General features: G+C 47.1%; 7 protein-coding genes. 5 read left to right on the top strand and 2 right to left on the bottom strand.

Annotation, left to right across the window (positions count from 1 at the left end):
- The first annotated feature begins 2 nt into the window (after positions 1 to 2).
- The 5 genes from K6V21_RS25030 (at position 3) to K6V21_RS25010 (ending at position 9248) form a co-directional block, all read left to right on the top strand.
- Positions 3 to 2291 (top strand): TonB-dependent receptor domain-containing protein, encoded by a 2289-nt coding sequence (locus K6V21_RS25030; RefSeq protein ID WP_224320269.1) that lies wholly within the window; start codon positions 3 to 5, stop codon positions 2289 to 2291.
- Positions 2292 to 2333: 42 nt separating this feature from the next.
- On the top strand, positions 2334 to 4523 hold the full coding sequence (locus K6V21_RS25025; protein ID WP_224320268.1) for an alpha-galactosidase: 2190 nt from the start codon (positions 2334 to 2336) through the stop codon (positions 4521 to 4523).
- Between the two features lie 126 nt (positions 4524 to 4649).
- Positions 4650 to 5492 (top strand): hypothetical protein, encoded by an 843-nt coding sequence (locus K6V21_RS25020; protein ID WP_224320267.1) that lies wholly within the window; start codon positions 4650 to 4652, stop codon positions 5490 to 5492.
- 34 nt (positions 5493 to 5526) lie between these two features.
- Complete coding sequence (locus tag K6V21_RS25015) at positions 5527 to 8292, top strand: substrate-binding domain-containing protein (RefSeq protein ID WP_224320266.1); 2766 nt, start codon at positions 5527 to 5529, stop codon at positions 8290 to 8292.
- A 68-nt stretch (positions 8293 to 8360) separates the two neighbouring features.
- Complete coding sequence (locus K6V21_RS25010; protein ID WP_217714392.1) at positions 8361 to 9248, top strand: PfkB family carbohydrate kinase; 888 nt, start codon at positions 8361 to 8363, stop codon at positions 9246 to 9248.
- Positions 9249 to 9283: 35 nt separating this feature from the next.
- On the opposite strand, the gene K6V21_RS25005 is transcribed toward K6V21_RS25010, so the two are convergent.
- Together K6V21_RS25005 and nifJ are read right to left on the bottom strand one after the other, a co-directional pair.
- Positions 9284 to 9472, bottom strand: coding sequence for a hypothetical protein (locus K6V21_RS25005; protein ID WP_007214827.1), 189 nt, complete (start codon positions 9470 to 9472; stop codon positions 9284 to 9286).
- A gap of 102 nt (positions 9473 to 9574) precedes the next feature.
- A complete protein-coding gene (nifJ, locus tag K6V21_RS25000) occupies positions 9575 to 13132 on the bottom strand; it encodes a pyruvate:ferredoxin (flavodoxin) oxidoreductase (RefSeq protein WP_118402448.1) in 3558 nt (1185 codons plus the stop codon).
- Positions 13133 to 13140 lie beyond the last annotated feature (8 nt).

Raw genomic sequence — 13140 nt, 5'->3', positions numbered from 1 at the left:
GTATGAAACTCAATCTCTTTTCCTGCGTCATGTCGGCGATCTTCTCATTCGCTTCTTCTGCAATGGCAAGCAATCCGGTGGAAGTAAACGACACCATTAGTACAAAGAAATCGGAAGGCAGTGAACGCAATGTGATGCTGAATGCTTTGGATGCCAACAAACCCCGTGAAATTCAAATCGGACTCCCCAGTGAGGATGTGAATGTATATGAGAACGGACTACCTGCCGTATACTCTTCGGCTGTACACAAACTGGCTACCCATTGGCGCAGCGATGCCAGTCTGGGAGAAGTGGGACTGATGAACCCGTCCGAATCTGCCATCACTACCGGAAACATCGCTTACTCAGTGAATGCTTTCTCCAAGTTGGGGCAGAAGGAATTCAAAGGAGTGCTGAATTACCATACCAATCACTTCGGCTGGCAAAATGTGGATATGAATGTATCCGGTGGCATTGGCGACCATTGGTTGTATACCGCCAGCATTTATCAGAATTTCGATCCGGGCAGCTTCGCCCCTAAGTTTGAAAACTTCAGCGACCGTACTCAGCTCTATCACGCCGGATTGACCCGGTTGTTCAATAACAACCGTGGGAAGTTCTCCGTCATTTATAAATTCTCGAAAAGCAATGCGCTCGGCTCAATGATTAATGCGGCTCCCTTTATTTATGTGGGTGATGGCAGTGTGAAAGAAATTCCGGGCTTCAAGCTGGGTACTTCCTCGTATGCTCCCGAAGGTGGACGCTTTCAGTACATGGACGTGACGGATGGTAAGATGAAAAGCGGACGCTTCGGCGATTTCACCGGAAACAAGGCGCACGAAGTAGCTATGTTATTCGACTATACTTTCCGCAATAATCTGAACTGGACACTTAACGCCAAATTCATGAATGCCCCCGAAGCAAACTATGTGGACTTTGGCGGTAGTAATATCAGCGAGGCGACTGTAACAGACGGTCTTTTCCTGGATGACTCCAAAGAAGCCTATACCGGCTTGGTGGAAGGAAGACGCACTTGGTTGCACTTCGGAAAAGTGAAGAATGCCTTGCTTACTTCCGAACTGAAAAAGAAAGTGGGCAACCACGATATGAGGTTAGGATTGAACGAGTGGTACTACCATCTGGATTATCATTCTTCTTCTTTCCAGTGGATAGGAACCGTTACTGAATACCCGCAGATACTGAATCGCCGGGAAGCCGATGGAAGCACCAATAAGTTCAGAGGCTTCAATGAACTAAGTCCGGAATATACCAAAGGAACTGAAAACAAACTGGCTGCCTACTTCACGGACAACTGGCAGGTCACTCCGAAGCTTAATGTTTATTACGGTGCCCGCCTGGAATACTACCGTATGTCTGCCGACCAGATACCTTACGGACGTTATGCCGGTTTCCACATCGGCGATACCCATTCATATACGGACAATGACGGCAACATACTTTCTACTGAAAAGATAGAACCCCATAAAGTGATAAAAGACAAGCTGAATTATGCAGCAACCGCGCAATTCACCTATAAGATAACGAAGAACTTCGGTCTTACAGCCGATGGAACTGTTGCCACCCGTTTCCCCCGCATCAACGAATATGCCGGAACAGGTCCCACCGAGGAACAGTACAAGCGTGTCACCATCCCTTTGCTGCGTGGCGGATTGTTTTATCATAACAACTGGATAAATCTGACTTCCATGATTACGTATATCTCCAAGTCGAACAATATCGACCAGCAGAATGTAACGAAACCCGGTACGACGCAATCCAAAACCACCTTATTAATATACGACATCAAGACCCTGGGCTGGACTACCTCGGCAGAAATCAATCCGTTCAAAGGTTTCCACCTGCACGCCCTGTTCACTTACCAGAAGCCGACTTATAACAACTATTTCATCAAGTCTCCCTTTGAAGGAGTGCCCGACCTGAATGCCAACGGCAACATCGTGAAAGAAATTCCGCAGGTACTTGCTGAAATAGATCCCAGCTACAACATCACTCCCGACCTGCGCGTATGGCTCAGCTTCCGTTATTTCGGAAAGACGTATGCCAATCTGACCAATGCCCTCTACTTCAACGGCCGTTGGGAAACCTTCGGCGGCGTGAACTGGAAGGTGAACAAGCATCTCTCATTGGGAGCTACGGTTGTGAACTTCCTGAATCAGAAGGGTGCCAGCGGCACTATCAACGGTGCCGAACTGTTGAGCAAGGAAGAAGCCGGAAAGTTCAAGGATCACTATATGAGTGGTAATTATTTACGCCCGCTCACTCTGGAATTCAGCGCAAGTCTTTCATTCTAAATTATATTTAATCTATTTTTGTAACTAAATTCATCGTACACCATGAAAAATTTACTCGTAACTCTCTTTGCATTCGCATCCCTGACGTATGCCCATGCAGCGGAAAAAGAAACTATCCGCATTTCTACGGACAACACCGACCTGGTGCTCCAGGTAGGCGAAAACGGTCGCTTGTATCAAACGTATCTGGGCGAGAAACTCTTGCACCAGCAGGATTTGCAGAACTTCCGTTGGAATATACATGCCGGGTCGGACGGTAGTGTGAGCAAGCGCGGCTGGGAAGTGTATAGCGGTTCCGGCAATGAAGATTACTTTGAACCTGCCATCGCCATCACTCATAATGACGGCAATCCGTCAACGATTCTTTATTACGTTTCTTCCTCATTCAAGCCTGTAGAAGGTGGTACGGAAACCGTGATAAACCTGCGCGATAACCAGTATCCGGTAGACGTGGCACTGCATTATGTGGCCTATCCCAAAGAGAACGTCATCAAGACGTGGAGCGAGATAAAGCATCAGGAGAAGAAACCTGTCATGCTCTCCACTTATGCCTCCACCATGCTCTACTTCAATAATTCCAGCTATTACCTGACCGAGTTCAGCAGTGACTGGGCGAAAGAAGCGCAGATGAGCAGTCAGCAATTGCAGTTTGGCAAGAAAGTGATTGACACGAAGCTGGGAAGCCGTGCTGCCATGCACACCCATCCCTTCTTTGAAGTGGGACTGGACCAACCGGTGAACGAACACCAGGGCGACGTCTTGATGGGTACACTGGGCTGGACGGGCAACTTCCGTTTCACTTTCGAAGTGGACAATGTGGGTAATCTCCGCGTAATCCCTGCCATCAACCCTTATGCATCGAACTACGAACTGAAACCGAATGAAGTGTTCACCACTCCCGAATTCATTTTCACTTTAAGTTATGATGGTGCCTCGCAAGGCAGTCGCAATCTGCACGAATGGGCGCGCAACTATAGTCTGAAAGATGGTAAAGGCAGCCGTCTGACCCTTTTGAATAACTGGGAAAATACAGGTTTCAATTTCGATCAGGAGATACTTGCCGAACTGATGAAGGAAGCCAAGCATTTGGGAGTGGATATGTTCCTGTTGGACGACGGCTGGTTTGCCAATAAATACCCGCGTAAGAATGACCATGCCGGTTTGGGCGATTGGGAAGTAACTCACGATAAACTGCCCGGTGGTATTCCTGCCTTAGTAAAAGCTGCCAAAGATGCGGATGTGAAGTTCGGCATCTGGATTGAACCGGAAATGGTGAACCCCAAGAGCGAACTCTTTGAGAAACATCCGGACTGGGCCATCCATTTGCCTAACCGTGAAACGTATTATTACCGCAATCAGTTGGTACTGGATCTCAGCAACCCGAAAGTGCAGGACCATGTATATGGTGTTGTAGAAAACATTATGAAAGAAAATCCCGATGTCGCTTTCTTCAAGTGGGATTGCAACAGCCCCATCACCAATATCTATTCCGCTTATCTGAAAGACAAACAGGGACAACTTTATATAGACCATGTGCGTGGTATATACAATGTTCTGAAACGTGTAAAGGCGAATTATCCCAATGTACCGATGATGCTTTGCTCCGGTGGCGGTGCGCGTTGCGATTACGAAGCATTGAAGTACTTCACGGAATTCTGGTGCAGTGACAATACCGACCCGGTGGAACGTATTTATATCCAGTGGGGTTTCTCCCAGTTCTTCCCCGCAAAGGCTATGGATGCCCATGTGACGAGCTGGAACAAGGCGACTTCCATAAAGTTCCGCACCGACGTGGCCTCCATGTGCAAACTTGGTTTCGATATCGGTCTGAAAGAACTTACCGCTGATGAACTGACTTATTGCCAGACAGCGGTAGCCAACTGGAAACGTCTCCAAAACGCTATAATGGATGGTGATCAATATCGTTTGGTGTCTCCGTATGAGGGCAATCACATGGCACTGAATTATGTAAGCAAGGATGCAAACAAGGCGGTTCTGTTTGCTTATGACATTCATCCGCGCTTTCAGGAAAAGCTGCTGGCAGTGAAATTGCAAGGTCTGGACCCGAACAAACAGTATAAAGTGGAGGAAATCAACCTGATGCCTGCTGCAAGTTCCGGATTGGTCGCTAATGGAAAAGTATATTCCGGTGATTATCTGATGAAAGTCGGGTTGGATGTATTTGGTTTAGGGCAAACTCAAAGCCGTGTTATTGAGCTGACTGCTCAATGATAGGCGGCTGACGAAGTTTTTCTTTCATTATCTTGATTTGCACTGTCATAGTGCAGAATATTCAATAAATTGCACTGTTATAGTGCAATTTATTTTTATATTTGCGATACTAATACCCTAAAAAATATGGATGATATCGCTATTTGTTGTATGTCGGGTGGATATAAGAATGTGTTCACTCATGGCGTTCTGGGAGCTTTTGAGGAGAAAGGAATAAGGGCGAAAGCGTATGCATCCTGCTCTTCTTCCGTTTTGATAGCAGCCTTTGCAGCATTTAATAAAGTGAGTGCACTGGGCCTTTCCTTGTGGAGCGACGGATATGCAACGAGTCAGGCCGAAGGTAACCAAAGCGGTGCCATGCTGCAATCTATTCAACGGCTATCGACAGAGATTAAAAACAATCTGTGGAACCCGCAAGCCGCCCGCCTGTTGGTGGCAACCAGTTTTGTGAAAACAGAAGAAGCTGCCCAAGTCACCCAATCGGACGGAGCTAGGCGGCTGGGACAAATGCTGCTGATAAACGCCCTGCGTCATAAACCGGAATGGAAAAACCAGAATCTCGAATTGCAGATGTTCGATACCCATTCTGATGAGCGGACTGAGCTACTGACCAAAGAAAACCTGGATGAAGTGGCCTATGCCACCACCCGCATGCTTCATGCTTGGAACATTCCCGCATTTATCAATAATAAACCGTACGTAGACGGTAGTTACACTTCCATTTGTCCCGTTGTTCCTCTTTCTGAATTGGGATACAAAGAGATAGTTTGCATCTGCACAGAAAAAGAAAAAGTGACTTTTGATCTCTTCTCAGAAGAAGAAATTCCTGCCCGGATTAATGACTCCACCATCCGTTTTATAAAGCCTGACCATGATTTGAAAGAGATGGGAGTCGATTTCTATACCATTGCAGGCAACGGATTGGAAGACGTCTATAATCACGGTCGTGAAAAAGGACTGAGTTTCTGATTTCTCTATGATACTTAAAACAACCGAAAAGACAATGAGAAGATACAATGTTTATTTGTTGCTAACTTTACTTTCCCTCTTTGGATTGGCAGCTTCGTGCGCCCGGCATGAACCTCGTTTCCGTATCGGGGTATCCCAGTGCAGCGACGATGAGTGGCGTCACCAGATGAATAACGAGATGCTGCGCGAAGCACTCTTCTATGATGAAGTGGAAATCGACATCCGCACCGTGAAGGATGATAATGCCCGTCAGATAGAGGACATCCGCAATTTCATCGAGGAAGGCGTGGACTTACTGGTCATTGCCCCCAACGAAGCCGCCCCCATCACTCCGGTAGTGGAAGAAGCATACGACCGCGGCATCCCTGTCATTGTCTTCGACCGCAAGATACTTTCCGATAAATACACCGCTTATATCGGTGCCGACAATTATGAATTAGGAAAAGCCATCGGGCATTATGTGGCTAATATGCTTCACGGACAAGGCAATGTAGTGGAGATATCCGGTCTGACCGGTTCCACGCCGGCGATGGACCGCCATCAGGGCTTTGTCTCTGCCATTTCCCCTTACCCCGGCATCAAGCTTCTGGCTCGCGAAGATGCCGGATGGTTACGTTCCGAGGCAGGACAGAAGATGGATACGCTGCTGACGCACTTCCCTCAGATAGATGTGGTGTATGCGCAGAATGACCGGATGGCTGCAGGCGCTTATGCTGTTGTCCGACAGAAAGGTAGGGCAGGAGAGATGCGTTTCATTGGTACGGATGCCCTGTCCGGCGAAGGATATGGTGTGGAACAGGTGCTGAAAGGCGAACTGGATGCCACATTTATTTATCCCACCGGTGGCGACCGGGTGATACAGATAGCAATGGACATTCTGAATAAACGTGATTTCCCGCGCGAAACGATATTAAATACCTCTGTTGTGGACAGTACCAATGCCCAGATTATGCAGATGCAGACCACGCATATTGCCACCCTTGACGGAAAAATAGAGACGCTAAACGGAAAGATGAATCATTATCTTGACCGTTACGCCACGCAACAGGTAGTGCTGTTTGGTAGTCTGTTAGTGCTCCTGCTGGTTGTCGGCCTGTTGGTTGCCGTTTATCTTTCGTTGCGCACTAAGAACCGTCTGAACCGGGAACTTTCCCGCCAGAAGGAGATACTGGAAGCGCAGAAGCAACAGTTGACGCAACAGAAGGAGCAACTTATCCAGCAAAAGGAGCAGTTGGAACAACTTTCCCATGAATTGGAAGCAGCCACTCACGCCAAGCTGGTGTTCTTTACCAATGTTTCTCATGATTTCCGTACTCCGCTGACTCTGATTGCTGACCCCATAAACCAGCTTCTTGCTGATAAATCCCTCGGGGAACATTCCCGTCAGTTATTGGAACTGATGAAGAAGAACGTTAATATCCTTCTTCGTCTCGTCAATCAAATCCTTGATTTCCGCAAAGTAGAGAACGGGCGCATGGAACTTCATCTGGAGCCTTTCGACCTGTTGAGCAATTTCCGTAGCTGGAATGATTCCTTCCGCATGGCTCTCCTGAAAAAGCATATATCTTTCTCCTTCGAAGCCATGCCCGATGCGGATTTCCGCATCATGGCGGACTGCGAGAAGATGGAGCGCATCTACTTCAATCTGTTGTCCAATGCCGTGAAGTATACCCCTGAGAATGGAAAGATAGTCGTGAGCCTGCAAGCCGATGTCGTGAGTCTTCGCTTCTCCGTCTTCAACTCCGGCAGCTACGTTTCTTCCCAGGAAGTGGATGCCATCTTTGAGCGTTTCTATCAGATAGATGGTCATCAGGCGGGCACAGGCATCGGACTGGCTCTTGTACGCGCCTTTGTGGAGATGCATGGCGGGCAAATCACTGCTCAGAGTGATGAGAAGGGAACGACATTTGCCGTCCTTCTTCCGGCTCAGAGCATTTCCCAATATCATCCTACCGTGGTGACGCTGCCTGCCGAAGAGACGGAAGTTTCCGCTACGTTAGTAGAAAGCGAGTTATCGGCTGATGAAGAGGAGGCAGGAGCAACGGGACGTCCCACAGTATTGGTTATTGATGATAATGCCGATATCCGTCATTATGTAAAGACGCTGCTCGCCGAAGAATATCATGTATTGGATGCACCGGAAGCGGCTACAGGCATACGCCTTGCCATGAAGTACGTCCCCGATGTGATTGTTTCCGATGTAATGATGCCCGGTATGGATGGTGTGGAGTGTTGCCGCCGTCTGAAAACGGAATTGCAGACTTGCCATATCCCTGTCATCCTTCTCACTGCCTGTTCGCTTGATGAGCAACGCATCCAGGGATACAATGGAGGTGCGGACTCTTATATCTCCAAGCCTTTCAATTCGCAATTGCTCTTGTCCCGTATCCGTAATCTGATAGATTCCCGTCGTCAGCTTCGACAGTTTTTTGGTGATAACCAGACGTTGGCGAAAGAGAATATCAGCGATATGGATAAGGATTTCGTTTCCCGCTTCAAGGCTCTTGTGGAAGAGAAAATGAGAGATCCGGAACTGAATGTGGAAGACTTAGGCAAAGATATGGGACTGAGCCGCGTGCAACTCTACCGTAAACTGAAGTCACTCACTAACTATGCTCCCAATGAATTGCTGCGCCAGGCACGCCTTAAAAAAGCAATTTCCCTGTTGGCTTCTTCAGAAATGACGGTTGCGGAAATTGCTTATGAAGTCGGTTTCTCTTCTCCGTCTTATTTCACGAAGTGTTATAAGGAACAATTCGGTGAAAGTCCGACGGATTTCTTAAAACGGAAGAATTTATAGCGTTGCAGGGGGAAGAAACGATAATTATTGGCTATTTTTGCAGTCTGAAAAATGGAACTGAATATTTTATGAAATACGATCTTTGTTGTATCGGATATATTACTTTGGATAAAGTAGTTACTCCGCAGAAAACTGTGCACATGCCCGGAGGAACCTCTTTCTATTTTGCGCATGCCATCAAACACCTGAGTACGGAAGGATTCCAACTTGTCACCGCCTTGGCTGATAGCGAGATGCCGGTGGTGGATGATTTGAGGATAGACGGCATTGAAGTGAAAGTACTCCCCAGCATCCATTCCATCTGCTTTGAGAATATTTATGGCGAGGATACCAATGAAAGAAAGCAGCGGGTTACTGCTAAGGCTGATCCTTTTACGATTGAAGGTTTGCAGGATGTAAATGCCCGGATTTTTCATTTGGGTAGTTTACTGGCGGATGATTTTTCACTGGATGTTATCAAATATCTTGCCGGGAAAGGATTACTTTCTCTTGATGTACAGGGTTATTTGCGTGAAGTACAGAACGAAGAAGTATTGGCGGTGGACTGGGCTGAAAAGGCAGAAGCCTTGAAATATATCCATATCCTGAAAGCTAATGAACACGAAATGGAGGTACTTACGCAATGCTCAGATCCTTATGATGCTGCTGTTAAATTGGCGGACTGGGGAGTGAAGGAAGTCTTGCTGACTTTGGGAGACAAAGGCTCACTTATTTATGTTGATGAACGATTCTATGAAATTCCGGCATATCCGGTAGAGAATGTTGCCGATGCTACCGGTTGTGGGGATACGTATATGGCGGGCTATCTGTATATGCGTAAAAGAGGAGCATCTTATCAGGAAGCCGGTTGTTTTGCCGCTGCCATGTGTTCCGTCAAACTACAGAGCTACGGTCCGTTCGGTGGAACGGAGGAAGACGTACATAGCTTAATAAAAAAAGAAAATGCCGTAATTTAAGTACGGCATTTTCTTTTTTATACAGATAGATCTGTTTATTTCAACATTGAAGGTAAATTGTCTCTTCCCCAGAAATAATAAAAGATCAGTCCGATCCAACTGGTGAGCAATACAAGAATAGCGACCAATAGCTTCTTGACGCCATCTACCTTCCATTGCATAATCTCCAATACGGCTTTGATAGCAAGTATCAGGCCTATAATCCAAATAATAAATCCAATCATAATGTTCGTTGCTTTTGTTTGAAAACAAATAAAGGCTGCATCCGGTTCACGGTGCAGCCTTCATTTTTCAGAGTTTATTATTTACTATTTAAATAATCGAAATTATTCGGCATCAGCACCCCAGTTTCCTTTGGACAGACGCTTGTAGCTGTTATAACGCCACTTGGCATTGTCTTCGGCAGCTTGGAACAGTTCAGCAGCTTCTGAAGGATATTGTTTCATTACAGAAGAGTAACGAACCTCGCTCTTCAGGAAGTCCTGGAATCCAGCCCAATCCGGTTCTTTGCTATCCAACTGGAACGGATTCTTGCCTTCAGCTTCCAAAGCCGGGTTGTAACGCCACAAGTGCCAGTAACCGCACTTAACAGCCTTTTCTTCCTCAGCCTGGCTCTTGCCCATACCCAGCTTCAGACCGTGGTTGATACACGGAGCGTAAGCGATGATGAGTGACGGTCCGGGATAAGCTTCAGCTTCGCGGATTGCTTTCAGAGTCTGAGCCTGGTCGGCACCCATAGCAATCTGAGCTACGTAAACGTAACCGTAAGTAGTAGCCATCAAACCGAGGTCTTTCTTACGTACACGCTTGCCGGCAGCAGCAAATTTAGCGATAGCACCCACCGGAGTAGCCTTAGAAGACTGACCACCTGTGTTAGAGTAAACCTCAGTATCCAGAACCAGGATGTTAACGTCCTTACCGCTGGCGATTACATGGTCGAGACCACCGTAACCGATATCGTAAGAAGCACCGTCACCACCGATGATCCACTGGCTGCGTTTTACTAAATATTGAGTCAAGCCTTTCAGTTCCTTGCTGATCGGGCAGCCGGCAGCGATGCCTTGCTCGATGATAGCCTCGATCTGAGGTGCAAGTTCTTTAGTCTTGTCTGCATCGTACATGTTTTCAATCCATGCTTTCAATACTTCCTTAGCTTCAGCAGGAGCATTTTCGCCTTCCAGAATCTGGTTAAACAGTTTCACGATACGGTCGCGCATCTTTTCATTAGCGAGTTCCATACCCAAACCAAACTCACAGAAGTCTTCGAACAAAGAGTTTGCCCAAGCAGGACCTTGACCTTTTTCGTTCTTAGTATAAGGAGTAGAAGGTACTGAACCGGAGTAGATAGAAGAACATCCTGTTGCATTGGCTACCATTTCGCGGTCACCGAACAACTGAGTGATCAACTTCACATACGGAGTTTCACCACAACCGGAGCAAGCGCCTGAGAATTCAAACAACGGAGTAGCGAACTGAGAGTTCTTTACGTTAGCTTTAACATCAACCAGATGTTGCTTGCTTGCTACCTTTTCAGCGCAGTAATCCCAGTTAGGAACTTGGTTCAACTGGCTTTCCAGATGTTTCATAGTCAAGGCTTTGCCACCCTTCTTCGGATTACCCGGACAGATGTCGGCACAGTTACCGCAACCCAGACAGTCGAGAACATCAACCTGGATACGGAATGTCATACCGTCGAATACTTTACCTACAGCTTTCAGCATCTCGAAGTTTGCACCCTTCTGCTCTTCAGCATCCAGAACGAACGGACGGATAGAAGCGTGAGGACAAACATAAGCACACTTGTTACACTGGATACAGTTTTCAGCATTCCATTCGGGAACGAAAGCAGCTACACCACGTTTTTCGTATTTAGCTGTACCTTGATACCAAGTACCGTCTTCGATGCCCTTGAATGCAGATACCGGCAGCAAGTCACCATCTTGTGCGTTGATCGGACGAACTACTTCGTTGATGAATGCAGGATCATTGTTTTCAGTCTTAGCGTCGTCAGCCAGATTAACCCAAGCAGGATCAACAGTCAATTGCTTGTATTCACCACCACGGTCAACGGCAGCATAGTTCTTGTTTACGATATCTTCACCCTTCTTACCGTAAGACTTCTGGATGAATTTCTTCATCTGTTCTACAGCCAGGTCAACAGGAATTACACCTGTGATACGGAAGAATGCAGATTGCAGGATTGTATTGGTACGGTTACCCAAACCGATTTCCTGTGCAATCTGAGTTGCGTTGATATAGTATACAGAGATATTGTTCTTAGCAAAATACTTCTTCACGCGGGTAGGCAGGTTCTTAGCCAGTTCTTCGCCTTCCCAGATTGTATTCAGCAGGAATGTACCGTTCTTGCGCAAACCGCGGGTTACATCATACATGTGCAGGTAAGCCTGAACGTGGCAAGCCACAAAGTTCGGAGTGTTTACCAAGTATGTAGAACGGATCGGAGTATCACCGAAACGCAAGTGAGAACAAGTGAAACCACCTGACTTCTTTGAGTCGTAAGAGAAGTAAGCCTGGCAGTGTTTGTCGGTATTGTCACCGATGATTTTCACAGAGTTCTTGTTAGCACCTACTGTACCATCAGCACCCAGTCCGTAGAATTTAGCCTCGAACATGCTTGCGCCGCCCAATGCGATTTCTTCTTCCTGAGGAAGTGAAGTGAAGGTTACGTCGTCTACGATACCGATAGTGAAGTGGTTCTTCGGCATCGGCATAGCCAGATTCTTGAATACGGCAATGATCTGAGCAGGAGTGGTATCCTTAGAACCCAAACCGTAACGACCGCCTACGATTACCGGAGCATCGGCTGTACCATAGTAGCAGTCTTTTACATCGAGGTACAACGGTTCGCCGTTAGCACCCGGTTCCTTCGTACGGTCAAGAACTGCAATAGTCTTAGCAGTCTTAGGCACAGCAGCCAGGAAGTGCTTAGCAGAGAATGGACGATACAGGTGTACGGCAACCATACCTACCTTTTCGCCATTAGCCATCAAGTGGTCGATAGCTTCGCGGGCAGCTTCGGTTACAGAACCCATAGCGATGATTACGCGTTCTGCGTCTTCAGCACCATAGTAATCGAACAAGCCGTATTTACGTCCTGTGATTTTAGAAATTTCATTCATGTATTCTTCTACAATAGCAGGAACTGCTTCGTAGTAGTTGTTGCATGATTCACGGTGCTGGAAGAAGTGGTCGGGGTTTTCAGCCATACCACGGGCAACCGGATTCATCGGATTCAATGCGCGGGCACGGAATTCAGCCAAAGCTTCCTGGTCAAGCAGCGGAGCGAGATCGTCATTTTCCAGCATCTCGATCTTCTGGATTTCGTGAGAAGTACGGAAGCCGTCGAAGAAATTAACGAACGGTACACGAGCTTTGATAGTTGACAAGTGAGCAACACCGGAGAGGTCCATAACTTCCTGTACAGAACCTTCTGCCAACATAGCGAAACCTGTCATACGGGTTGACATAACATCCTGGTGGTCACCGAAGATACACAGAGCGTGAGAAGCCAGTGTACGGGCTGATACGTGGAATACGCAAGGCAGGAATTCACCGGCAATCTTGTACATATTCGGGATCATCAGCAGCAGACCTTGAGATGCAGTGTACGTTGAAGTCAACGCACCGGCTTGCAATGAACCGTGAACGGCTCCGGCAGCACCGGCTTCCGATTGCATTTCCTGTACCAATACTGTTTCGCCGAAGATGTTTTTGCGTCCTGCGGCAGCCCATTCGTCTACGTACTCAGCCATCGTAGAAGAGGGAGTGATGGGATAGATAGCAGCTACTTCAGAGAACATATACGAGATATGCGCAGCAGCCTGGTTACCATCACAAGTAATGAATTTCTTCTGTTTAGTCATAACTAAAT

The sequence above is a fragment of the Bacteroides cellulosilyticus genome (assembly GCF_020091405.1).
Taxonomy (GTDB): Bacteria; Bacteroidota; Bacteroidia; order Bacteroidales; family Bacteroidaceae; genus Bacteroides.
The sequence above is the reverse complement of the archived record's forward strand: the minus strand, read 5'-3'. Positions and strand labels throughout refer to the sequence as shown.

What these genes read in the sequence shown, in the direction of transcription:
- K6V21_RS25030 (WP_224320269.1), top strand. Translation starts at nt 3, where the DNA reads ATGAAACTCAATCTCTTTTCCTGCGTCATGTCGGCGATCTTCTCATTC.
- K6V21_RS25025 (WP_224320268.1), top strand. Translation starts at nt 2,334, where the DNA reads ATGAAAAATTTACTCGTAACTCTCTTTGCATTCGCATCCCTGACGTAT.
- K6V21_RS25020 (WP_224320267.1), top strand. Translation starts at nt 4,650, where the DNA reads ATGGATGATATCGCTATTTGTTGTATGTCGGGTGGATATAAGAATGTG.
- K6V21_RS25015 (WP_224320266.1), top strand. Translation starts at nt 5,527, where the DNA reads ATGAGAAGATACAATGTTTATTTGTTGCTAACTTTACTTTCCCTCTTT.
- K6V21_RS25010 (WP_217714392.1), top strand. Translation starts at nt 8,361, where the DNA reads ATGAAATACGATCTTTGTTGTATCGGATATATTACTTTGGATAAAGTA.
- K6V21_RS25005 (WP_007214827.1), bottom strand. Translation starts at nt 9,472, where the DNA reads ATGATTGGATTTATTATTTGGATTATAGGCCTGATACTTGCTATCAAA.
- nifJ (WP_118402448.1), bottom strand. Translation starts at nt 13,132, where the DNA reads ATGACTAAACAGAAGAAATTCATTACTTGTGATGGTAACCAGGCTGCT.